This window comes from Buchnera aphidicola (Chaitoregma tattakana) (assembly GCF_039370165.1).
Lineage (GTDB): Bacteria > Pseudomonadota > Gammaproteobacteria > Enterobacterales > Enterobacteriaceae > Buchnera_G > Buchnera_G aphidicola_F.
The window spans coordinates 12,424-37,813 of the sequence record NZ_CP134991.1 but is presented as its reverse complement, the minus strand read 5'-3'; the positions used below and the strand labels follow the sequence as shown (position 1 = coordinate 37,813).

Below are 25,390 nucleotides of genomic sequence, written 5' to 3'. Positions count from 1 at the left end.
ATGAATAATAAAAAAGAATGGTATGTAATACAATCTTTTTCGGGGCTAGAAAATAAAGCTGCTGAATTAATAAAAAAACATATTAAAATAAATAACGTACAAGATATGTTTGGAGACATAATGATACCAACAGAAGATGTAATAGAAATAAAATGTGGAAAAAAAAAAAAAGCGAAAATAAATTTTTTCCAGGGTATATACTTATAAACATGATAATGAATGAAAAAAACTGGCATATTATAAAAAATGTTCCAAAAGTATTAGGGTTCATAGGAGGATCTCAAGAAAATCCAATACCAATCAAAAATGAAGATGTAGAAAAAATAATAAATAAATTAAAAAAAATAAAGAATAAACCTAGACCCAAAACGCTATTTGAACCTGGTGAAACAATTAGAATAAAACATGGTCCTTTTTCAGATTTTAATGGAATAGTAGAAAATGTAGACTATGATAAAAACAGATTAACAGTATCTGTATCTATATTTGGAAGATCTACACCAGTAGAACTAAACTTTTCTCAAATAGAAAAGATCTAAAATTAAAACAAGGTTAATTTTTATGTCAAAAAAGATACAAGATTATATAAAATTACAAGTATTGTCAGGCATGGCTAATCCAAGCCCTCCAGTTGGCCCAGCTCTAGGGCAAAAAGGTTTAAATATAATGGAATTTTGCAAAAATTTTAATGAAAAAACCAAAAACATGGAAAAAGGTATTCCAATACCAGTAATAATATCAATATTCACTGATAAAACATTTAGTTTTATAACCAAAACTCCTCCTGCATCTGTATTATTAAAAAAATTAGCAAATATAAAAAAAGGGTCCGGAAAAAATAAAATAGAAAAAGTGGGAAAAATAACTAAAAAACAAATATATGAAATATCTAATATAAAAATTAAAGACATGAATAGCATAAATATAAACAAAATAGCTCTTTCGATAGAAGGAACAGCAAAATCTATAGGTTTATCAATAGAAGATTAAAAAAACAATGAAAATTAATAGTAAAAGAATGAGAAAAATAACAAATATAATAAAAAAAAAAAAAATATATAATATAGAAGAATGTATAACAACTTTAAAAAAATTATCTGTATTAAAATTTACAGAAAGTATAGATGTTGCTATAAATTTAAACATAAATACAAAAAAATCCGAACAAAACATAAGAAACACAGTATTACTTCCTAACAAATTAGAAAAAAAAAATAAAATCTTAGTATTTACAAAAGGAAAAAATATAGACTTAGCAAAAAAAGCAAAAGCAGATTACATATATCAAGAAGGAACAAAAAATATTAAAAAAGAAATTAAAAAATTTAATATAGTTATTGCATCTCCTGACTCAATGAATATAGTAGGAAAATTAGGTCATATATTAGGACCAAGAGGATTAATGCCAAATATAAAATTTGGAACACTAACAAATAACATATATAATGCAATTATAAAAATAAAAGAAGGACAAATAAAATATAAAAGTGATAAAAGCGGAATAATACATGCTTCTATAGGGAAAGTAAATTTTACAAGAAAACAAATAAAAGAAAACTTTTTAGCATTTATGAAATCATTAAAACAGTCAAAACCTACCAAAATAAAAGGGGAATTTTTTAAAAAAATTTATTTCTCTACTACAATGGGTGGGTCTATACAAATTAATCATTCTGATTTAAACATATAAAATAATTTTTTAAAAATTTATCCAAAAAATAAATCTGAAATCCAAGTGTTATCCTTTAAAACAATAAAAAATATAATATTTTAATAAAATGAATACTATAAAAAATTATATTTTTTTTATGACTAACAGAAAAAATAATTTTATATAAATAAAGTTAATAGTGATGAACATATAAAAAGTATTAATAGATTAAAAATATATTTGATAAAACACTTAGGAAATATTATCAGTATGATATTAAATACAGAAAAAAAAAAGAAAATTATAAAAAATATATATAAATTTTCAAAATACGCCAAATCAGCTATTATAGCAAATTTTTCTAAAATTACTTCTAATGAAATAAACTATTTAAGAAAAATTTCTCTAAAAAGGGATGTTGTTATAAAAATTATAAAAAATACATTATTAAAAATATCTATAAAAAACACTAATTTACAATGTTTGAAAAAAGAAATTAAAGGCCCTACTTTAATAGCATACTCTATGAAACACCCCGGTAGTGCTGCAAGGTTATTTAAAGAATTTAAAAAAAAATGCTCAAATTTTAAACCAAAAATAGGATCATTTTCAGGAAAAATAATTTCAATATTAGAATTATCTACTATGCTAACACATAAGGAGTCTATAATTAAACTAATAAATTTTTTTAGAGAAATATGTATTATGAGACTAATTAAAATTATTAATATAATAAAAAATAAAAAAAATATAAAAAAATAAAAAATCAGGAATTTATATGTCAATAAGTAAAAATGAAATAGTAAAAGAAATAGAAAACATGTCAGTAAAAAACGTTTTAGATCTAATTTCTATAATGGAAAAAAGATTTAATATATCTTCTAAAGATATATCAGGAAACATAACAAAAAAAAACGAAAAAACAGAAAAAGAAAAAACGGAGTTTAATATTTTTTTAAAATCTATTGGGCCAAATAAAATATCTGTAATAAAGGCAATAAGAAGCATTACTAATTTAGGATTAAAAGAATCCAAAGATTTAGTAGAATCTGCTCCTGTAATAATAAAAGAAAACGTTAATAAAAAAGAATTAACAATATTAAAAGACACATTAGAAAAATCAGGAGCTATAATAGAAATAAAATAATTTTATATAAAAATTATAACTGGTGATTTTTTATTATAATCACCAGTGTTATTAAATAAAATTCATAATACTATTTTATAATTAAGAGGAAATCATGGATTTTTCTTACACTGAAAAAAAAAGAATTAGAAAAAATTTTAGTAAAATACCTAAAGTATTAGATATACCATATCTTTTATCTATTCAAATAAACTCCTTTAAAAAATTTATAGAACAAGACAATAAAAATATGCATGGGCTAGAAGCTGCATTTAAATCAGTCTTTCCAATAAAAAACTACAACTCTACTGCAACACTCCAATACATTAGTTACAAACTTGGGAAAAACCCTTTTAATATGAAAGAATGTCATACTAGAGGACTAACCTATTCGTCTCCACTAAAAGTTAAACTAAAACTTACAATATATACAAAAGACTCAACAGAAAAAAGAAAAATAATAAAAATAAAAGAACAAGAAGTATACATGGGAGATATACCATTAATGACAGAAAATGGAACTTTTATAATTAATGGTACTGAAAGAGTAGTAGTATCACAGTTACACAGAAGCCCTGGGGTTTTCTTCGACAGTGATAAAGGCAAAACACATTCTTCAGGAAAGATACTATACAATGCTAGAATAATTCCTTACAGAGGGTCATGGATAGATTTTGAATTTGATCAAAGAGACAATTTGTTTGTTAGAATAGATAGAAGAAGAAAACTTCCTATTAGTATATTTTTAAAAGCTATGAATTATGACAAAGAAAAAATGTTAAAAATTTTTTTTAAAAAAGACATTTTCAAAATAGTAAAAAATAAATTCTATATGAAGTTATATCCTGAAAGATTAAGAGGAGAAACTACATTTTTTGATATTAAATATAAAAATAAAACATATGTAAAAAATGGCAAAAAAATTACTATAAGACATATAAATAAGTTAAAACAAGACAATATAAAAGAAATTAAAATACCAATAGAATATTTAATCGGAAAAATATCTGCTAACAACTATTCTGACAAAAATAATGGAAAAACTATAATAACTGCTAACACTGAACTTTCCGTAAAAACTATTAGTCAAATAATAAATTCTGGAATACCACAAATAGAAACAATATTTACAAATGATTTAGACCAAGGTGCATATATATCTAATACTATAAAAATAGATCCAACACAAGACAGAGACCAATCTCTTATTGAAATATATAGAATGATGAGACCTGGAGAACCACCAGCTAAAGAAGCCGCCACTACTTTGTTTAATAATCTGTTCTTCTCAGAAGAAAGATATGATCTATCTATAGTAGGAAGAATGAAATTAAATAGTGCATTATTTAGAAATGAAGTAAAAGGACCTACAATTTTAGAAAAACGAGATATAATAGATGTAATAAAAAAACTTATAGATATACGAAATGGTAACGGACAAGTAGATGATATTGACCATTTAGGAAATAGAAGAATAAGATCTGTAGGAGAAATGGTAGAAAATCAGTTTAGAATAGGCCTTGTAAGAGTAGAAAGAGCTGTAAAAGAAAGACTATCGCTTAATGATTTAGAAAACTTATCTCCTCAAGACATAGTAAATGCTAAACCAATATCAGCATCTATAAAGGAATTCTTTGGATCCAGTCAATTATCACAGTTCATGGATCAAAACAATCCTCTAGCTGAAATTACACATAAAAGAAGAATATCAGCACTTGGTGTAGGGGGGCTTACTAGAGAAAGAGCTGGTTTTGAAGTTAGAGATGTTCACCCAACACACTATGGAAGGGTCTGTCCTATAGAAACCCCTGAAGGGCCAAACATAGGACTGATAAACTCTTTATCTGTATACGCAAAAATTAATAAATATGGTTTTTTAGAAACTCCATACAGAAAAGTTGTGAAAGGTCTAGTAACTAAAAACATTTGTTATTTATCAGCTATAGAAGAATGTCAGTACATAATAGCTCAAGCTAATGCTAACATAAATAAAGAAAATAAATTTGTAGAAGAATTTATTACATGTAGATATAAAGGAGAATCAGGATTATTTATGTCTAAACAAGTAGATTATATGGATGTATCTACACAACAAATAGTATCAGTAGGATCTTCTTTAATACCTTTTTTAGAGCATGATGATGCTAATAGAGCATTAATGGGAGCTAACATGCAAAGACAAGCAGTCCCAACATTAAAACCAGAAAAACCTTTAATAGGAACTGGAATAGAAAGATCTGTAGCAATAGATTCTGGTGTAACAATAGTATCAAAAAGAAGTGGAAAAGTAAAATATGTAGATTCTACAAAAATAGTAGTTGAAACAGAAAAACAAACAACAGAAGACAGTACATTTGGTATAGATATTTATAATTTAACTAAATACACTAGATCAAATCAAAATACTTGTATCAATCAAACTCCTTGTGTTCAAGTAAATGAAAACATAATTAAAGGTGATGTAATAGCTGATGGAACTTCTACAGATCTAGGAGAATTGGCTCTAGGACAAAACTTGAGAGTAGCTTTTATGCCATGGAATGGATACAACTTTGAAGACTCCATATTAATATCAGAAAAAGTAGTAAAAGAAGATAGATTTACTACAATACACATACAAGAACTCTCTTGCATATCCAGAGATACAAAACTAGGTTCTGAAGAAATAACTTCTGATATACCTAATGTTGGCGAAAGTGCTTTATCAAAATTAGATGAATCAGGAATAGTGTATATAGGTGCAGAAGTAAAAGAAAATGACATATTAATAGGGAAAGTAACTCCAAAAGGAGAAACACAATTAACTCCTGAAGAAAAACTATTAAGAGCAATTTTTGGAGAAAAAGCTTCAGATGTAAAAGATTCTTCCTTAAGAGTACCAAATGGAACTATAGGAACTGTAATAGATGTACAAGTATTTACTAGGGATGGCATAAAAAAAGACAAAAGAACTTTAGAAATTGAAGAAATGAATATTAATAAAGCAAAAAAAAATTTGTTAACAAAGTTTATGATTCTAAAAAAAAATATATTAAAAAAAATTTGTAAAATATCATCTATAAAAGAAATAAATGAATTAGACATCTTAAAAATAGCAAAAAACATACATTTAAAAAACAATTTTAATATCAAAGAACAAAATAAAATAAAATTACTATTAGAAAAATATAAACAACTAAAAAAAAAATTAAAAAAAGACATACACACAACCAAAAAAAAAATCTTAAAAGGAGATGATTTAGCACCTGGAATTTTAAAAATAGTTAAAGTATATTTAGCTGTTAAAAGACAAATACAAGTTGGAGATAAAATGGCTGGTAGACATGGTAATAAAGGAGTAATATCAAAAATAAATCCAGTTGAAGATATGCCATATGACAAATTTGGACATCCTATAGATATAGTATTAAATCCATTAGGCGTTCCATCTAGAATGAATATAGGACAAATTTTAGAAACTCATTTGGGTATGGCTTCTAAAGGAATAGGCGAAATAATTGAAAATATGATATCAGAAAAAAAAGACGTAACTGAAATAAGAAAATATATACAAAAAGTGTTTGATTTAGGAAAAGATATAAAACAAAAAATAGATTTAAAAAAATTTTCAGACAAAGAATTATTAATTCTAGCAAACAATTTTATAAAAGGAATGCCAATTTCAACTCCTGTATTTGACGGGGCAACAGAAAAAGAAATTAAAAAAATGTTAAAACTAGCTAATTATCCTACATCAGGACAAATTACATTATTTGATGGCAGAACTGGAGAAAAATTTGAAAGACCGGTTACTGTAGGATATATGTATATGTTGAAATTAAATCATTTAGTAGATGATAAAATGCATGCTAGATCCACAGGTTCATATAGTCTTATAACTCAGCAACCATTAGGGGGAAAAGCTCAATTTGGCGGACAAAGATTTGGAGAAATGGAAGTCTGGGCTTTAGAAGCATATGGTGCATCGCATACATTACAAGAAATGTTAACAGTAAAATCAGATGATGTAAGCGGGAGAACAAGAATGTATAAAAATATAGTAGATGGAAATTATAAGATGAATCCAGGAATGCCTGAATCATTTAATGTGCTACTAAAAGAAATAAGATCACTTGGAATAAATATTGAATTAGAAAGCAAATACAATACATAAGTTTTTTTTCTAAAATTATAAAAATAATTAATTAATATAAAGTATTAAATAGAGAAAACATTTTGAAAAATTTACTCAAATTTTTAAAAGGCAAAACAAAAACTGTAGAGTTTGACTCTATAAAAATTTCATTATCTTCACCTGATGTAATACGCTCTTGGTCCTTTGGAGAAGTAAAAAAACCAGAAACTATTAATTATAGAACTTTTAAGCCAGAAAGAGAAGGATTGTTTTGTGCGAAAATTTTTGGCCCGGTAAAAGATTATGAATGTCTATGTGGAAAATATAAACGTTTAAAACATAGAGGAGTAATATGCGAAAAATGTGGGGTTGAAGTAACAAAAAGTAAAGTAAGAAGAGATAGAATGGGACATATAGAATTAGCATCACCCATAGCACACATATGGTTTTTAAAATCATTGCCTTCAAGAATAGGACTTTTATTAAACTTACCCTTAAAAGATATAGAAAGAGTATTATATTTCGAATCATACATAGTAATAAAGCCAGGAGATACAAATTTAAAAAAAAAACAAGTGCTATCTGAAGAACAGTATATAAAATCAATAGAAGAATTTGGAGAAATTTTTATTGCTAATATGGGAGCAGAAGCAATACAAACATTGCTAAAAAATATTAATCTAAAAAAAACTTCACTTAAATTAAGAAACAAATTTAAAACAGTTAATTCTGATAATAAAAGAAAAAAAATTTCAAAAAGAATAAAATTAATAGATTCATTTATACAATCTAAAAACAAACCAGAGTGGATGATATTTAATGTATTACCTGTATTACCACCAGACCTAAGACCTTTAGTTCCATTGGATGGTGGAAGATTTGCTACTTCAGATTTAAACGATTTATATAGAAGAGTGATAAACAGAAACAATAGGTTAAAAAGATTATTAGATTTATCCGCTCCAGATATCATAGTAAGAAATGAAAAAAGAATGTTGCAAGAAGCTGTAGATGCATTATTAGACAACGGGAGAAGAGGAAGAGCTATAATAGGATCAAACAAAAGACCTTTAAAATCTTTAGCAGATATGATAAAAGGAAAACAAGGTAGATTTAGACAAAACCTTCTTGGTAAAAGAGTAGATTATTCAGGAAGATCAGTAATTACTGTAGGACCATACTTGAAATTAAATCAATGTGGATTACCAAAAAAAATGGCATTAGAACTATTCAAGCCATTTATATACGGAAAACTAGAATCACAAGGATTGGCTAACACTATAAAATCTGCTAAAAAAATGGTAGAAAAAGAAGATGCTTCAGTATGGGATATATTAGATCAAGTAATAAAAAAACATCCTATTTTATTAAATAGAGCGCCAACATTGCATAGACTAGGAATACAAGCCTTTCAACCAATATTAATAGAAGGAAAAGCAATACAACTGCATCCATTAGTATGTGCTGCTTATAATGCAGATTTTGATGGAGATCAAATGGCTGTTCACATCCCTTTAACTATACAAGCTCAAGAAGAAGCATCATCGTTAATGATGTCAACAAAAAATGTTTTGTCTCCAGCTAACGGAGAACCAATAATAGTGCCATCTCAAGATGTAGTATTAGGATTATACTACATGACTAGATCAAAAGTAAACTCTAAAGGTGAAGGTAACATATTAACCGGTTCTAATGAAGCTGAAAGAATGTATTACTCTAAATTAGTATCATTACATGCAAAGGTTAAAGTAAGAATCACAGAATATAAAAATGTAAATAATATAACATCTAAAAAAAATACTAAAATAATAAACACTACAATAGGACGAGCTATTTTATGGAACATCGTTCCAAAAGGGCTACCTTATTCTTTAATAAATAAAGTGTTAGAAAAAAAATCTATTTCAGAAATGTTGAATACATGTTATAGAATATTAGGTTTAAAAAAAACTGTAACATTTGCTGATAAAATAATGTATACAGGATTCTATTATGCAGCAAAATCAGGATCGTCTGTAAGTATAGATGACATGATAATACCAAAAGAAAAATATGAAATAATATCAGATGCTGAAACAGAAGTATCAGAAGTACAAACACAATTTAGTTCTGGATTAGTAACCGTAGGAGAAAGATATAATAAAGTAATAGATATATGGGCTAGTGCCAACGAAAAAGTGTCAACTGCTATGATGAAAAATTTGTCTACAGAATATGTATTAAATAAAAATAAAAAAATAGAAAAACAAGCATCATTCAACAGTATTTTTATTATGGCAGATTCAGGAGCTAGAGGTTCCACAGCGCAAATACGGCAATTAGCTGGTATGAGAGGATTAATGGCTAAACCAGATGGCTCTATAATAGAAACTCCAATAATAGCAAATTTTAGAGAAGGTTTAAATGTATTACAATATTTCATATCTACCCATGGAGCAAGAAAAGGATTAGCTGACACAGCTCTAAAAACAGCAAACTCTGGATATTTAACTAGAAGATTAGTAGATGTCGCGCAAGATCTAGTAATTACAGAGGATGACTGTAAAACTAATAAAGGTATGTATATATTTATTACCATAGAAAATGAAGAAATAAAAGAATCTTTAAGAGATAAAGTATTAGGTAGAGTAACATCAAAACATATAATAATACCAGAAACTAAAAAAATATTAATAAAAAAAAATACATTATTAAATGAATCACTATGTAAAAAGCTAGAAAAACATTCTATAAATGAAATAAAAGTAAGAACTGTAGTAAAATGTGAAACTGAATTTGGCGTATGTGCTAAATGTTATGGAAGAGATTTATCTAGAGGAAAATTAGTAAATAAGGGAGAAGCAGTAGGAGTAATAGCTGCGCAATCTATAGGAGAGCCAGGGACACAATTAACTATGAGAACGTTTCATATAGGTGGGGCAGCATCTAAATCTGCAACAGAATCTAATATACAAGTAAAAAACTCAGGCATAATACATCTACATAATGCTAAAATAGTAACTAAGAAAAATGGTAAAGCAGTTGTTGTTTCTAGAAATGCAGAACTTCGTATAATAGACCAACACGGAAGAGTTAAAGAAGCCTATAAAGTACCATATGGAGCTATATTAAAAAAATGCAACAATAAAAAAACATATTCCGGGGAAATTGTAGCACAATGGGACCCACATTCCATACCAATAATTTCCGAAGTTAGCGGATATATAAAATTTTTAGAAATAATAGATGGTAAAAGCGTAGTTAAACAAATAGATGACCTTACTGGACTATCTTCAACAATTGTACTGGAAACGTCTGAAAGAACAAGTACAGGAAAAGATTTAAGACCATCTATACAAATTGTAGACAAACATGGAAAAAATGTCATAACGTCTAAAACAGAAAATAATGCTCAATACTTTTTACCTGGAAAATCTGTATTACAATTTGAAGATAAATCTAAAGTCTCCTCTGGAGATATTTTAGCTAAAGTTCCTCAAGAGTCTAGTGTTACTAAAGATATTACAGGAGGTTTACCTAGAGTAGCTGATTTATTTGAAGCTAGAAAATCAAAAGATCTAGCTATTCTAGCGGAAATAAGTGGAGTTATATCTTTTGGTAAAGAAACAAAAGGAAAAAGAAGACTTATAATAACACCAATAGATAAAAAAAATATATATGAAGAAATGATTCCTAAATGGAGACAATTAAATGTATTCGAAGGAGAAAAAGTAGAAAAGGGAGATATAATTTCAGATGGGGCTGAATCACCACATGATATATTAAGATTAAGAGGCGTAATATCTGTTACTAAATATATAATAAATGAAGTTCAAGAAGTGTATAAATTACAAGGTGTAAAAATAAATGACAAACATATAGAAATTATTGTAAGACAAATGTTAAGGAAAGTCACCATTTTAAATCCCGGAGATTCGAAATTTCTGCATGAAGAACAAATAGAATATTCTAAAATAATCTCAGAAAATAAAATATTAAAAGAAAAAAATAAAAAAACAGCTACGTTTAACAGAAATTTGTTAGGAATTACTAAAGCATCTTTAGCAACTGAATCTTTTATTTCAGCTGCATCATTTCAAGAAACTACAAGAGTTTTAACAGAATCATCCATATCAGGTAAAAAAGACGAATTAAGAGGATTAAAAGAAAATGTTATAGTTGGAAGATTAATACCAGCAGGAACTGGTTATGCTTATCATAAAGAAAGATCAAAAATAATAGAAAAAAGAAAGAGACAAAAAAAAACGTCTAAAAAAAATGTTACAACAGTAGAAGAAGCCTCAGCAAGCTTATCAGAAATGTTAAATTCTAATTTATAAAATTTAATTTTGTTGTTCACATAAATAAAACAAATTTATAAAAAAACTAATAAAAAAGTTATAAAATTACATATTTACAATATATTATTAGGATTATTTTTATTATTGTATTATATGTACAATAGTTTAAAATAATATTTAAAATAAAAATATACAAAATTTTTTTAATAAAAAAAGTTAACTTTAAAAAATATATAAAAACCTATTAATAATTAAATCAATATTTTTTTTTAAATCGTTATGTTTTAATACGAAACAAAACATAAATAAAAAATATATCATTAAGGAAAATTAATGAACAAAGCTGAATTAATAAATGCTATTGCAGAAGAAACTTCTTTAACAAAATCTCAAACAAAAAATACATTAGAAACAACTTTAAAAATAATAACACAATCATTAAAAAATGGAAAAACAGTTCAAATAGTTGGATTTGGAACATTTAAAGTTAATAAGAGATCAGAAAGAATAGGAAGAAATCCGCAAACAGGAGAAGAAATAAAAATTGCTGCTACTAAAGTTCCAGCATTCGTATCAGGAAAAGCATTAAAAAATGCTGTTAGATAAAATTAGTATTTAAAAATATATTTAATAAATTCACGTATTCACAAAAAAATGAAAATATATTTGATATAAAATATAAATACAATAAAATAGAAAAAATGTAATTTTTTTTATTAAAATAAAACAATAATCTATATTATAAAAAACATATATAGAAAAATAATATTTTTTAAAATTATATAAAAAGATTATAAATTAATATTTATAAAATATATTTTTAATAAAACTATTAAAACTGAAAATTTTAATAAAACATTTCAGTTTTAATAGTATGTAACATTATATAAAAAAAAATAATATAAAAAATAAAATTTTTAAATTTTATCTCTTAAATCTTTAGCTGCTATAACCATATTTTTTAAAGACTGTCTTACTTCTTTCCAATTTCTAGTTTTCAAACCACAATCAGGATTTATCCAAATCTTTTTTACGTCAAATATTTTAATATATTTTTTAATTACATTTTTCATATCACTAACACTAGGTATATTAGTAGTATGAATATCATAAATTCCTGGACCTATACTATTAGGATATTTAATTTTTTTAAAACATTTTAACAACTTAAAATTTGATCTAGAAGATTCTATTGTCACTACATCAGCATCTAATCTAATTACAGCCTCTACTATATCATTAAAATCTGAATAACACATATGAGTATGTATTTGAGTTTGATCACTAACTACAGAAGAACTTAGTTTAAAAGAATTAACAGCCCAATTAAAATATTTTTCCTTAAATTTGTTTCTCAAAGGGAGCCCCTCTCTAAAAGCAGGTTCATCAATTTGAATTATTTTTATACCAGCATTTTCTAAATCTTTTACCTCTTCTCTTAAAGATATTGCTATTTGCTCAGAAATAATATATTTAGATATGTCTTCTCTACAAAATGACCATAATAATATAGTTATTGGCCCGGTTAACATCCCCTTAACTAATTTATTAGTTTTAGACTGAGCGTACTTTGACCATTTTACAGTGATAGGTTTTTTTCTATATACATCTCCCACTATTATTGGAGGTTTAACATATCTAGATCCATAACTTTGCACCCAACCAAATTGTGTAAATAAAAAACCTTGTAAATGTTCACTAAAATATTCCACCATATCATTTCTTTCAGGTTCACCATGTACTAAAATATCTAAACCTAATTTTTCTTGTTCAGAAATAACATTTTTAATATATTCTTTAATTTCACTATGATATTTTTCTAAACTTATTTTATTATCTTTAAATTTTAATCTAGCTTCTCTTAACGTTTTTGTTTGAGGAAAAGATCCAATAGTAGTAGTAGGTAATGTAGGTATATTTAAAATTTTATTTTGTATAGTATATCTTACATCATATGAATTATTTCTTCTGAGATGTTTTTCTTGTATTTTTGAACAGAGTCCATATAGATTAGATTCTTTATAAAAATTTTTTAATACATTTTTACTTAAAACACTTTTTTTATTTTCTTTCAAAGCTTTTGATAAAAGACAAACCTCTTCACACTTTTGAATTGCAAAAGAAAAATTTTGTCTAAAATTAATATCCATATTTTTTTCTAATTGCAAATCTACAGGAACATGCAGTAAAGAACAAGAAGTACTTATAAAAATTTTTTTTCTATATCTTACAAAATCATATATTTCTTCATATATTTTTTTTAAATTAGACTTCCATATATTTCTGCCATTTATAACTCCTAAAGATATATAAGAACTTTTAGAAATTTTATTTTTTATTATATTTAATTCACTATTTTCACTAACACAATCTATATGAATACCACTAACAGCAATATCTTTAATAGTATTTATATTATGTGCTATACTACCGAAATATGTAGTTAGTAAAACTTTTAAATCTTTATCATGTAAATAGTCATATACATATATAAAAGCTTCTAGCCATCTTTTTGAAATATCCAAAGCTAATATTGGTTCATCTATTTGAACCCATTTTATTTTTCTATTCTTGAATTCTAAAAAAATTTTTCTATATATTGGTAAAATTTTATCTAATAATTCTAATTTACTAAACTTTTTACCATCTACAACCTTTCCAAGCCATAAATAACTTATAGGACCCAATAAAATAGGTTTAATATTATGAAATTTTAATTTTATAGCTTCATCCAATTCTTCCAATATTTGTTTCCACGAAAAATTAAAATAAGTATTTTTACTAAACTCCGGAACTATATAATGATAATTAGTATTAAACCATTTAGTCATTTCAGATGCATGTAAAGTTTTTTCCGAAGTTACAAAACCTCTAGCAACTCTAAACAAAGTGTCTATATTAATACATGTATCTTCAAGCATTTTATATCTGTTTGGAACATTTCCAAGCATCATACTAGTATGCAAAACATGATCATACCAAGAAAAGTCTCCAACGGAAATAAAATCTAAACCTTTTTCCTTTTGAATTTTAAGATTACTCTTTCTAATATTTTTACCTGTATTAAATAAACTTTTTAAATCTATTTCATCATTCCAATACTTTTCTTGAGCAATTTTCAACTCTCTCATAGATCCTATTCTTGGAAGACCTAATATATGACTAAAAATATTCATTAGATAAATTCTCTTATATAAATAAAACAAATTTTTATGAAAATTTTAACATTATTGTTACAAAATTAAACCTTTTATAAAATGTTCAATAAAATAAAATAGCAAGAAAACAATTTCATAAAAATTTAAAAATCACCAAATATTTTAATATTTTTAAAAAAAAATATTACAAAAATATTAAAATTTTCATTAGAAACAAAATAAATATAAAACTATATAATAGCATTAATTTTTTACTTTTAATCTGATCTTATTTATAGCAATTTTTTCTATTTGTCTCACTCTTTCAGCTGAAATACCATAATAATCTGCTAAATTTTGTAACGTCTTTTTTTTGTCATCATATAGCCATCTAGAAGAAATTATATATCTACTACGTGTATCTAAACTTAATAAAGCGTTCTTCAACTTGTTAATATTATACTCATATAACTGATTTTTTTCTAAAGTATTAGCAAAATTTGAATTATTATCTTTCAGATAAGACGATTTAAATTTAGACTTATTATCTATATTATCTTCTGAAGTAGAAAAACTAAATGTTAAGTCTTGAGCAGACATTCTAGCTTCCATTTCTATTACATCATTAGATTTTACTCCTAGTTCTTTAGCAACAGTATCTATTTCCAGTTTATTAAACCACCCGAATCTCTTTTTATTTTTTCTCAAATTAAAAAACAACTTTCTTTGCGATTTAGTAGTAGCAACTTTCACTATTCTCCAATTTTTTAGTACGTATTCATGTATCTCAGATTTTATCCAATGTACAGCAAAAGAAATTAATCTGACACCTATATCAGGATTAAATTTTTTTACTGCTTTCATAAGCCCTATATTGCCTTCTTGAATCAAATCAGACTGTAATAAACCATATCCCAAATAATTTTTTGAAATATGTATTACAAATCTTAAGTTAGATAAAATTAATGTTTTAGCCGAATTTAAATCACTATTACAATACAATAAAGTAGCTAAACATTTTTCTTTTTTTTTTGAAAGCACGGGAAAAGAAAAAGCTACCTTTATATAAGAACTAAGATTTCCTAATGAGCCTAAAGAAATGGTATCAATAGTTTTTATCATGTCGCTGCCTAAATTATCACAACATTAAATTAATTAAAAAAAATTTTCAACATTATCGATTATATGTTTACAATATACAAATATTTTTTGCATATATTTTTACCTTTAAATAATAAATATAGAAATTTAATAATTAAAAAACTATTAATTGTTATTTAAAAATAGATTTTACAAAACTTTCACATTCAAATTTGTGTAAATCTTCTTTATTCTCTCCAGTAGAAATATATCTTACTGGAATATTAAATTCATCCGAGATATTAAATATCATTCCTCCTTTAGCCGAACCATCTAATTTAGTAACAATAATACCTGTAACATTAGTTTCATTTTTAAAAATTCTTACTTGATTAATAATATTATGACCGCTAGAAGAATCTATTACAAGTATTGTTTCATCAGGAAAGCTAACATCAATTTTTTTTGTAACCTTTATAATTTTACGTAGTTCAGATATAAAATTTTTGTTGTTATGTAATCTACCTGAAGTATCTGCTATCAAAATCTCTACATTTTTTCTCTTTGCAGATTGTATAGCATCAAAAATTACAGCAGCAGAATCTGCTTTATAATGTTGAGATACTACAGGAACTAATATTTTTTTAGAAATAATATTTAACTGCTCTATCGCTGCAGCTCTAAAAGTGTCACCAGCAGCTATCATAACAGATCTTCCTTGCTGTTTATACTTCCAAGCTAATTTTCCTACAGTTGTAGTTTTACCTACGCCATTTACTCCAACTACTAAAATTAAAAAAGGATATTTATTTTTTATTATTAACGGCTTATAACTTTTTTTCAATATATATAAAAGTTCATCTTGTAAAATATTTAAAACAATACTTTTATCTATTATATTTTTCTTTATAACCTTTTTTTTTAAATTAGAAATTACCTTACTTGCAGTATTAAGACCAACATCACACAACAATAAACTTTCTTCTAATATTTTAAACGTTTTTTTGTCTATTTTTTTTCTAAAAAAAAATTTTTGTATTTGAGATCCTATTTTCTTTCTAGTATTATACAATTTTTCTTTAAATATATTAAAAATATTATTTTTTTGTACAGTAGTTTTATGGATATTTTCTAAATCATGTTTATTTTCATTTTTTTTTTTTTTCTTTTGTAAAGATAGTATTTCTCTAATATTATTTTTTTTTATATGTTTATTTTTTTTTTTTTAAAACTATTAAATATCCAAGAAAAAATGCTATTTTTTTTACTCTTTGACATATTTTATTCTCATTTCTATAATATTATATTAAACAATTTAATAAAGTTATAATTAATAAATATATGTTAATAATATTTTTACTATTATAAAAAAAATATTTATTAAATACAATAATAATAAAATCTTATATAAAAATATGAAAATTATATCAGGTAAATTAAAATCTAGAATTATATCAATAAAAAAAAAGTATAAAATACGACCTACTACAAATTTAATGAGAAAAATTCTTTTTGAATGGCTTTCTAAATATATTGCAAATGCTAAATGCTTAGATTGCTTTGCTGGAAGTGCCTTATTAAGTATTGAATCTGTATCTAGATATGCAAACTATGTTACTACTATAGAAAAAAATTTTTATATTTATAATAATATATTAAAAAACATAAAAAGACTATCTATAAAAAATATTAATGTAATTAATGCAAATATATTATATTGGTTAAATAGTAATGGAACTCCATATGATATAATATTTTTAGATCCCCCGTTTAATAATAAAATTATTGAAAGAGTTATATACTTACTAGAAAAAAATAATTGGACCAAACAAAATACGTTAATATACATAGAAACACAAAAAAAAAAACACATAAAAATTCCTAAAAAATGGTTCACTTTTAAAAAAAAAAATATAGGAGAAGCTTCTGGAGTATTATATTTAGTTAAAAAAAAATAATTATATACACATTTTTTCATAAAACAATTTTTTTTACATGTTATATAAATATAGGGGTTATTTTAATGAATATAAAAAATATGAATACGTTAAATATAACTATAGAAAACTTTTTAAAAAATCCATTTAAATTTTTAAAACAATCTAAAAAAAAAATTATATTAATTTTAAAAAATGATATACCAGTAACATGTATAACAAATTTTAAATTTATAAAAAAAAATTTTGAAAAACTAAAAAAATATGAAAAAAAAAAACGTTATGATAAATTTTCAAAAATAATTTCAACAGAACAATTAAATAACAATTATAATACTACAAACAAATTTGCAATGCATGATAACTGGCATCCTGACAAAAATTTTATACAAAAAGCTTCAATATGGGGAATTAAAATAAAAAATAATGTATCTAAAAGCGAACTGAAATCATTTATAGACTACTGGAAAGCTGAAAGAAGATTTCTATATCACATACAATGGCAACAAAAATTAGCATATAGTTTGAAAATAACTAGATCATCAAAACACAAAATGTTTCAAGAAGAACCAAACAAAATATATAAAAAAAACAATTTTGTACCAGATGGTTTTAGAGACAAATAATGAAAAATAAGACTACTAACTTTTTAAAAAGGCTTAAAAAAATAATTCCTAGTCATATAAAACCTAAATTCAAAAAAGACAAAGATTTACTGTCTTGGAATCAAGAACAAGGATTGATTTCTTCTAAAGACATCTTAAAAAAAAATAAAATAATGAAAATAAAAAAAACTTTTAAAAAATCTGGTATAAAAGAATTATATATAAAATGCACATTTAAAAATTATAAAATAGAACATAAAGGTCATGAACGAGTTTTAAAAGCCGCAAAAAAATATGCAAAAAATTTTAATAGTAATGTATCCAGTTTTATTTTTTCTGGAAAACCTGGAACTGGAAAAAATCACCTAGCTTCGGCGATAGGAAACTACTTGATATTAAAAGGAAAAAGTGTACTTATAGTAACAGTAGCAGATCTTATGTCTAATATGAAAGGAACATTTAATGGATCAAGTCATACCACAGAAGAAAACTTATTAAATGAACTAAGCACAGTAGACTTGTTAATGATAGATGAAATAGGAATGCAAACAGAATCTAGATATGAGAAAGTTGTTATAAACCAAATAGTAGATAGAAGGTCATCTTCAAAAAGATCTACTGGAATGTTATCTAATCTAAATCATGAAGGAATGAAAATTTTATTAGGAGAAAGAGTAATAGATAGAATGAGATTAGGAAATAGTCTGTGGTTGAATTTTGAATGGAATAGTTATAGAAAGCATATATAAAAATATAAAAAAAATAAATATATAAAATATTATATTTACTATATTCTAGAAACATATTTACAAAATCTCGTATCTATTTTAATTATATCATTAATTTTTATAAATGCAGGTACAACAATTTTTAATTGTGTTTTAAATATTGCTATCTTGTTTTTTAAACTAATATTTGTATTAGTAAACTGCTCAAAACCTATTACTCTAAACTTCATAAAATTTTTAGGAGATATAGAAATCAATTTTTCTCTCCATGTTAATCCAAAATATTTTTTACCTGGATAAATTAGTTTTAAAACGTTTAACAAATGTTTTTTTTCTATTGAAATTTCATTATAATTTTTTAAGTCCATGAAATAAAAAATTTTTGCAGATCTATATAAGAAGGAAACTGTAATATTCTCTATTTCTGCAACCTTTAAACTTTCGTTAGGTCTAAAAGTTTTTTCTATAGTTTTGTTATTAATCAAATTTTTCATTCTAACTCTGACAAACGTTTGACCTTTACCAGGTTTTACAAACTCACTTTTTTCAATGTTGAATGGATTTCTATCAAAAATTACTTTTAATCCATTTCTAAAATTATTACTATTACAAAATATCATAAGTATAATCTTCTTCTCTGTTAAGAAATAATAATACTTATCCTTAGAAAAATTGTTTCTAAGGATAAGAAAATATTAAAATACAATATATCTTTTAAAAATGTGAAATATAATGTATAAATACTAAAATTACATCATTCCTCCCATTCCACCCATACCAGCGCCAGGCTGAGCATGCCCTAATTCAGATTTTTCTTCTTTAGGTAAATCAGTTACCATACATTCAGTAGTTATCATTAATCCAGCTACTGAAGCGGCATATTGTAATGCTGATCTAGTTACTTTAGTAGGATCTAATATTCCAAATTTAATCATATTACCATATTTATGAGTAGCAGCATTATATCCATAATTTCCACTTCCATCTTTTACATTATTTGTTACTACAGAAGGTTCTTCTCCTGAATTAGACACTATTTGACGTAATGGAGCTTCCATAGCACGTACTGCTACACGTATTCCAACATTTTGATCTGCATTATCACTTAACATTTTAGAAATTTTTTGAGCTACTCTTACTAAAGCAACCCCGCCTCCTGGTACTACTCCTTCTTCAACGGCTGCTCTAGTAGCATGTAAAGCATCTTCTACTCTAGCTTTTTTTTCTTTCATTTCTACTTCAGTGGCAGCTCCTACCTTTAAAACTGCAACTCCACCTGAAAGCTTAGCTAATCTTTCATTTAATTTCTCTTTATCATAGTCAGAAGTAGAATCTTTGATCTGCTTTCTGATTTGATTAACTCTATTTTTTATATCTTTCTTTCTACCAAGTCCGCCAATTATAGTAGTAGTATCTTTAGTAATAACTATTCTTTTTGCTTGACCCAAATCTTCTATAGATGTTTTTTCTAAATCCATAGCTAATTCTTCAGAAACAACTGAGCCATTTGTCAAAATAGAAATATCTTGCAACATTGATTTTCTTCTATCTCCAAATCCTGGAGCCTTCACTGCTGCAATTTTTACTATTCCTCTCATAGAGTTAACTACTAAAGTTGCTAAAGCTTCACCCTCTAAATCTTCTGATATTATTAACAATGGTTTACCAGATTTAGCAATAGATTCTAATATTGTCAATAATTCTCTAACATTTGAAATCTTTTTATCTACCATTAGAATATATGGATTTTCTAACTCTACTATTCCTGATTCAGTTTTATTAATAAAATATGGAGATAAATATCCTCTGTCAAATTGCATTCCTTTTACAACTTCTAGTTCATTTTGTAATCCAGTTCCCTCTTCTACAGTTATTACACCATCATTTCCTACTTTTTCCATAGCTTCAGAAATTAAAGATCCAACTTTTTCATCAGCATTTGCAGATATTGTACCTACTTGAGTAATAGCCTTAGCATCAGAACAAGGAACAGACAATTTACGCAACTCATCAACAGCATTTATTACCGCTTTGTCTATACCTCTCTTTAAATCCATAGGATTCATTCCAGAAGCCACTGCTTTTAAGCCCTCGTTAACTATAGCCTGAGCTAATAAAGTAGCAGTAGTAGTACCATCACCAGCAGCATCATTTGCTTTTGAAGCAACTTCTTTCACCATTTGGGCGCCCATATTTTCGAACTTATCTTCCAACTCTATCTCTCTTGCTACAGATACTCCATCTTTTGTAATACTAGGCGCTCCAAAAGATTTATCTAAAACTACATTTCTTCCTTTAGGACCTAGAGTTACTTTAACAGCATCAGCTAATATGTTAACACCGTTAAGCATCTTAATTCTAGCTTCATTACCAAACTTTACATCTTTAGCTGCCATATAAAAAGTTTCCTTTTATTAATTTATTAAAAATATAATTTTTTTTAAATCTTTAATTATTTATTCTACTATTGCAAGAATATCATTTTCTGTTAAAATTAATACTTCTTTATTGTCAATTTTTTCTGTTTTAGCACCATATCCTTCATTAAAAATTACCATATCACCTACTTTCACGTCTAATGGCTTTATTTTTCCGTTTTCTAAAATGCGACCTTTTCCTATAGCAATTACTATTCCTCTTGAGGATTTACCTGCTGCAGAACCAGTTAAAACTATTCCTCCTGCAGACTTAGATTCTTTTTTTTTTCTTTCCACTATAATACGATCATGTAACGGGCGAATTTTCATTTACCTAAATACCTCTATTATTAATAAAATATCATATTATCTTTATAATACCTTAATATATATTTTTTTGTTTCTTGAAACTATATATATGTATTATACCATTTACTTTCAAGTTAAAATTTTATATTTTCTTAGTATATTTTTTAAATAAAAATGTATATAAAAAATATAAAAAAATAAGTTGACTTTTATTCAATTATTGCAAATAATTAAACTTTATTGCCCGGATAGCTCAGTTGGTAGAGCAGTGGACTGAAAATCCCCGTGTCGGTGGTTCAATTCCACCTTCGGGCAATATATAAATGTTATTTTCCAAAACAAAAATTTGAAAATATAGAATCTAGTAAATCATTAGTATGAAATTTCCCAACAATACTATCTAAAAGTTTTCTAGTCTTAAATAAGTTTTCAGATAAAATTTCTAAATTGTATAATTTTTTAAAGGTTTTTATAGATTCAATAAGATTGAATAATGATTTTTCAATCAAGTGTAAATGTCTTCTTCTAGAAATAAGAATGTTATCAGAAAAATTTTTTAACAATAATTTTTTTTTTAAAAATTTTAATAAAATATTAATACCAAGATTTTTTTTAGCTGATAAATTAATATAAAAAATCCCTTTTAACTTTATAATTCTAGGAATTATATTTTTTATATCACATTTGTTTAAAATTACTACATAAAATATATTATTATGTCTTAGATATTTTATAATTTTTTTATTAACAGCATTTTTACTAAAGTTACTAATATCATCATCTGTAACAAGTAAAACACAACTAGCATACTTCATTTCTTTCCAAGCTTTCTGTATACCAATCTTCTCTATTTTATTCTTAGTAAAATTTATACCAGCCGTATCAGAAATATTGAAAATAGATCCTTCAAAAGAAAAACTATCTATTAATACATCTCTAGTAGTTCCACTAAATTCTGTAACTATTGATCTGTCATTAGATAAAATGCAGTTAAATAAGCTAGATTTACCAGAATTAGGAACCCCGGCTATAACTATTCTTAACCCTTCTCTTAAAATACTACTTCTATCTAATCTTTTCTTTAAGATCTTAAATTCAAATATTAACTTTTCTAATTTATTTAATAATATAATATTATTAGAAGAATCATATTCATTTTCTATATTTAAAATTATTTCAATATCAGATATTATGTGTGTGATTTTTTTAGATAATTTGTTTATATGAACAGAATATGTTCCATTTAAAGCATTCATAGAAGCTTTTAACATAACTTCTGAGTTTGAATTTATTAAATCATCTATAGCTTCTGCTTGTAACAAATCAATTTTATTGTTAAAAAATGCTCTTCGTGAGAATTCTCCATTATTAGCTATTCTAACATCTTTTATAAACAAAATATTTTTTAATAAAATATCTATTACTATTCTACTTCCATGACATTGAAACTCTAATATATCTTCTCCAGTAAAAGAATTTGGTTTTTCATATCTTATAACTATTCCCTTATCTATTATAGTGTTATTAAATACATTAAAAAAGTTTAAGTAATTAGCATATCTTACTTTAGGAATAGTATGCAAAATTCTGTTACATATTTCTTTAACTTTAATGCCAGAAACTCTTAATATAGATACTCCAGAAATACCATAAGGAGTAGCTAAAGCAACTATAGTATCTTTAATATACATATAATTTAAAATTTTCCAAAATAATGTAATTAAAAAAAATTTTATACATTAAACTTATTAAAAATAATTTTTTGTTGTATTATCGTTAATATATTACTTATTATATAGTATAAAACTAAACCAGATGGAAACCATAAAAAAAATATAGTAAAAAAAACAGGCATAGTTTGAATGACTATTTTATGTATTTTATCTAAGTTATAATCATCTTCTGAATCATTTTGTAATAAAAATGTAGTTATTCCCATCAATATTGGCAATATAAAAAAGGGGTCTTTATCAGATAAATCCTGTATCCATAAAATAAACGGAGCATGCCTTAGTTCAACGGATTCTATAATTACGTAGTATAAAGATAAAAACATAGGCATTTGTACTATTATAGGTAAAAAACTTCCTATTGGATTAATATTATTTTTTTTATATAAGTCTACAATTTTATTACTTAACATGCTTTTATTATCTTTATACTGTCTTTTTATTAAACTAATTTCTTTTTGAATACTCTTAACTTTAGCCATTTGAACATATTGAATTTTAGAAATAGGATACATTATTAATTTTATTATACAAGTTATAGCTATTATAGATATACCCCAATTTTGAAAAAATTTGTTTAAATAATTCAATAACTCAAACAGTGGCTGAGAAAGAAACCATAAAAAACCATAATCTATTGTAAAATATAAACTGTCTGAAATTTCTAACATCTTCTTTTTTATTTTTGGTCCTATCCATAATGTTGAACATAAAGTTTTATTTTCATTTTTGTTAATTGACAAATTTTCAGTAACATATCCAACAGAAATATCTCTAGAACTGACTTTATCCGAAAAAAGTTTACTTTTTATAGATCTATCTGGAATCCAGGCTGAAACAAAATATGGTTGAACCATTGCAATCCATTTGTTATCAGATAAATTAGAAATATATCTTTTTTGATCTATAGAATCAAAGTTAACTTTTTTATATTTATGTTCAGCATTAGAATACGCAACACCTCTAAAAGTTCTCATTCCCAAATTACTGTAATTAACATCTTTCTCTTTCTTGATGCTTTGTTTTAAATTACCAAACATAGAAACATTAATCTTTTTTCCAGTATTATTAAATATATCGTATTTAACTTTAAAAAAATATTTTCCTCTTTGGAAAATAAAAGTCTTTATATATGATAATCCATTTTTAGAAGTCCATTTCATGGGTACACATAATTTATCTTCATTATCAAGTAATTTAAAAAAATTTTTTTTATTGTACTCATTATCATAATAAAATTTGTTTTTTTCCAACCCCAATAATCCACTATTAGCTACATATATAAAATCTTTTTTAGATTTTAATAAATGTAATGTATTACTTGATCCTATAGTTTCTTTATATTTTAATAAATGTGTAGAAATTATGTTTCCATTTAATTTATCTATTAAAATTTTAAAATTATCAGTTTTTACAAAAATAAAATTTTTTGTATGTACAATATCATTTTCATATTTATATACTGTATTATGTACTTGATTTCTATGTACAGAACTATGAAAAAAATTTTTATTATTAAATTTATAGACAAAAAATGCTAAAATGAATAAAAGAATTAATATAAACGTATTTTTGATCCAATACATTTTTCTCTCTCTTTTTTAATTTTTTTTTATATACATATAAATTATCTTTTTAATAAAATAAAATATTTAGTTTATATTTATTAGTTTAATATATTTATTACATAAATTTATAATACACTGTCTACAATAGACAAAAATAAAACATCAATTTGAAAAGTATCTAATCCACAAACTTTTTAAAGATTCTAGTAAAAATACATTTTTAAATTCAGAAATATTATTTTTAACTATTACTATAAAATCCATACAAAAAAATTTTTTAATATTTATTCTGAAACTTTCTCTTATTAACCTTTTTATAACATTTCTTTTATAAGATAGTTTTATAAACTTAGAAGATATTCTTATACCTAGTCTAGGATATGTAACATTATTTTCTCTGCTTAATATCAAAAATTGTTTATTAAAAACTTTATATGATTTTTTAAAAACAAATCTAAATTGATTATCTTCAAACAATCTATGTTTTTTTTTAAAAAAAAATTTGTTATACATTATTATAAAATTCATTATGAAGATACTGTAAGTCTAGACCTATGTTTAAATCTTCTTCTACGTAAAACATGTCTTCCATTTTTTGTAGACATTCTACATCTAAACCCATGTGATCTGTTTCTTTTTAAAATTGAAGGTTGATACGTTCTTTTCATAAAATAAAATTACCCATAAATTAAAATTTTTTAATATATT

At 24.6% G+C, this 25,390-nt stretch carries 20 protein-coding genes, 1 tRNA gene and 1 pseudogene; 12 read left to right on the top strand and 10 right to left on the bottom strand.

Annotated elements, in window-relative coordinates; genetic code table 11:
- The 8 genes and pseudogenes from nusG to RJI84_RS00130 all read left to right on the top strand — a co-directional run bounded on the left by nusG (position 1) and on the right by RJI84_RS00130 (position 11,777).
- Positions 1 to 539, top strand: a pseudogene (gene nusG / locus RJI84_RS00165) (transcription termination/antitermination protein NusG).
- Between the two features lie 22 nt (positions 540 to 561).
- Positions 562 to 990 carry a 50S ribosomal protein L11 gene (gene rplK, locus RJI84_RS00160; RefSeq protein ID WP_343189118.1) on the top strand — a complete coding sequence of 143 codons (429 nt, stop codon included), beginning with the start codon at positions 562 to 564 and terminating at the stop codon, positions 988 to 990.
- A 7-nt stretch (positions 991 to 997) separates the two neighbouring features.
- Positions 998 to 1,690, top strand: a complete 693-nt coding sequence (rplA, locus tag RJI84_RS00155) for a 50S ribosomal protein L1 (RefSeq protein ID WP_343189117.1) — start codon at positions 998 to 1,000, stop codon at positions 1,688 to 1,690.
- Between the two features lie 231 nt (positions 1,691 to 1,921).
- Positions 1,922 to 2,413, top strand: coding sequence for a 50S ribosomal protein L10 (gene rplJ, locus RJI84_RS00150; protein ID WP_343189116.1), 492 nt, complete (start codon positions 1,922 to 1,924; stop codon positions 2,411 to 2,413).
- A gap of 16 nt (positions 2,414 to 2,429) precedes the next feature.
- Complete coding sequence (rplL, locus tag RJI84_RS00145; RefSeq protein ID WP_343189115.1) at positions 2,430 to 2,798, top strand: 50S ribosomal protein L7/L12; 369 nt, start codon at positions 2,430 to 2,432, stop codon at positions 2,796 to 2,798.
- Between the two features lie 94 nt (positions 2,799 to 2,892).
- The gene (gene rpoB, locus RJI84_RS00140; RefSeq protein ID WP_343189114.1) at positions 2,893 to 6,930 is read left to right on the top strand and encodes a DNA-directed RNA polymerase subunit beta; all 4,038 of its coding nucleotides are present in this window, start codon (positions 2,893 to 2,895) and stop codon (positions 6,928 to 6,930) included.
- Between the two features lie 62 nt (positions 6,931 to 6,992).
- Positions 6,993 to 11,210 carry a DNA-directed RNA polymerase subunit beta' gene (rpoC, locus tag RJI84_RS00135; RefSeq protein WP_343189113.1) on the top strand — a complete coding sequence of 1,406 codons (4,218 nt, stop codon included), beginning with the start codon at positions 6,993 to 6,995 and terminating at the stop codon, positions 11,208 to 11,210.
- 294 nt (positions 11,211 to 11,504) lie between these two features.
- Positions 11,505 to 11,777: an HU family DNA-binding protein gene (locus tag RJI84_RS00130; protein ID WP_343189112.1), complete on the top strand. Its 273-nt coding sequence runs from the start codon at positions 11,505 to 11,507 to the stop codon at positions 11,775 to 11,777.
- 311 nt (positions 11,778 to 12,088) lie between these two features.
- Here RJI84_RS00130 and metE read toward each other — a convergent pair whose 3' ends face one another.
- From metE to ftsY, 3 genes are all read right to left on the bottom strand, one after another.
- Entirely contained in the window at positions 12,089 to 14,347 is a 2,259-nt protein-coding gene (metE, locus tag RJI84_RS00125; RefSeq protein ID WP_343189111.1) for a 5-methyltetrahydropteroyltriglutamate--homocysteine S-methyltransferase, read from the bottom strand.
- Positions 14,348 to 14,572: 225 nt separating this feature from the next.
- Positions 14,573 to 15,430, bottom strand: a complete 858-nt coding sequence (gene rpoH / locus RJI84_RS00120; protein ID WP_343189110.1) for an RNA polymerase sigma factor RpoH — start codon at positions 15,428 to 15,430, stop codon at positions 14,573 to 14,575.
- A 151-nt stretch (positions 15,431 to 15,581) separates the two neighbouring features.
- Positions 15,582 to 16,460 (bottom strand): signal recognition particle-docking protein FtsY, encoded by an 879-nt coding sequence (gene ftsY / locus RJI84_RS00115; protein ID WP_343189109.1) that lies wholly within the window; start codon positions 16,458 to 16,460, stop codon positions 15,582 to 15,584.
- Positions 16,461 to 16,803: 343 nt separating this feature from the next.
- On the opposite strand from ftsY, the gene rsmD reads away from it, so the two are divergent.
- The 3 genes from rsmD (at position 16,804) to dnaC (ending at position 18,679) form a co-directional block, all read left to right on the top strand.
- On the top strand, positions 16,804 to 17,346 hold the full coding sequence (rsmD, locus tag RJI84_RS00110) for a 16S rRNA (guanine(966)-N(2))-methyltransferase RsmD (protein WP_343189108.1): 543 nt from the start codon (positions 16,804 to 16,806) through the stop codon (positions 17,344 to 17,346).
- A gap of 65 nt (positions 17,347 to 17,411) precedes the next feature.
- On the top strand, positions 17,412 to 17,951 hold the full coding sequence (locus RJI84_RS00105) for a DnaT-like ssDNA-binding domain-containing protein (RefSeq protein ID WP_343189107.1): 540 nt from the start codon (positions 17,412 to 17,414) through the stop codon (positions 17,949 to 17,951).
- Positions 17,951 to 18,679, top strand: coding sequence for a DNA replication protein DnaC (dnaC, locus tag RJI84_RS00100; RefSeq protein WP_343189106.1), 729 nt, complete (start codon positions 17,951 to 17,953; stop codon positions 18,677 to 18,679). Before RJI84_RS00105 ends, dnaC begins: the two co-directional genes overlap by 1 nt.
- Positions 18,680 to 18,717: 38 nt before the next feature.
- On the opposite strand, the gene RJI84_RS00095 is transcribed toward dnaC, so the two are convergent.
- From RJI84_RS00095 to RJI84_RS00085, 3 genes are all read right to left on the bottom strand, one after another.
- Complete coding sequence (locus RJI84_RS00095; RefSeq protein ID WP_343189105.1) at positions 18,718 to 19,278, bottom strand: elongation factor P; 561 nt, start codon at positions 19,276 to 19,278, stop codon at positions 18,718 to 18,720.
- Positions 19,279 to 19,407: 129 nt separating this feature from the next.
- On the bottom strand, positions 19,408 to 21,054 hold the full coding sequence (gene groL / locus RJI84_RS00090) for a chaperonin GroEL (RefSeq protein ID WP_343189104.1): 1,647 nt from the start codon (positions 21,052 to 21,054) through the stop codon (positions 19,408 to 19,410).
- A 60-nt stretch (positions 21,055 to 21,114) separates the two neighbouring features.
- Complete coding sequence (locus tag RJI84_RS00085) at positions 21,115 to 21,405, bottom strand: co-chaperone GroES (protein ID WP_343189103.1); 291 nt, start codon at positions 21,403 to 21,405, stop codon at positions 21,115 to 21,117.
- A gap of 221 nt (positions 21,406 to 21,626) precedes the next feature.
- On the opposite strand from RJI84_RS00085, the gene RJI84_RS00080 reads away from it, so the two are divergent.
- Positions 21,627 to 21,699, top strand: a tRNA-Phe gene (locus RJI84_RS00080).
- Between the two features lie 11 nt (positions 21,700 to 21,710).
- On the opposite strand, the gene mnmE is transcribed toward RJI84_RS00080, so the two are convergent.
- The 4 genes from mnmE to rpmH all read right to left on the bottom strand — a co-directional run bounded on the left by mnmE (position 21,711) and on the right by rpmH (position 25,350).
- A complete protein-coding gene (gene mnmE / locus RJI84_RS00075) occupies positions 21,711 to 23,075 on the bottom strand; it encodes a tRNA uridine-5-carboxymethylaminomethyl(34) synthesis GTPase MnmE (RefSeq protein WP_343189102.1) in 1,365 nt (454 codons plus the stop codon).
- 41 nt (positions 23,076 to 23,116) lie between these two features.
- Positions 23,117 to 24,700 (bottom strand): membrane protein insertase YidC, encoded by a 1,584-nt coding sequence (gene yidC / locus RJI84_RS00070; protein ID WP_343189101.1) that lies wholly within the window; start codon positions 24,698 to 24,700, stop codon positions 23,117 to 23,119.
- Positions 24,701 to 24,844: 144 nt separating this feature from the next.
- A complete protein-coding gene (rnpA, locus tag RJI84_RS00065) occupies positions 24,845 to 25,210 on the bottom strand; it encodes a ribonuclease P protein component (RefSeq protein ID WP_343189100.1) in 366 nt (121 codons plus the stop codon).
- The gene (rpmH, locus tag RJI84_RS00060) at positions 25,210 to 25,350 is read right to left on the bottom strand and encodes a 50S ribosomal protein L34 (protein ID WP_343189099.1); all 141 of its coding nucleotides are present in this window, start codon (positions 25,348 to 25,350) and stop codon (positions 25,210 to 25,212) included. Before rpmH ends, rnpA begins: the two co-directional genes overlap by 1 nt.
- Positions 25,351 to 25,390: the final 40 nt, after the last annotated feature.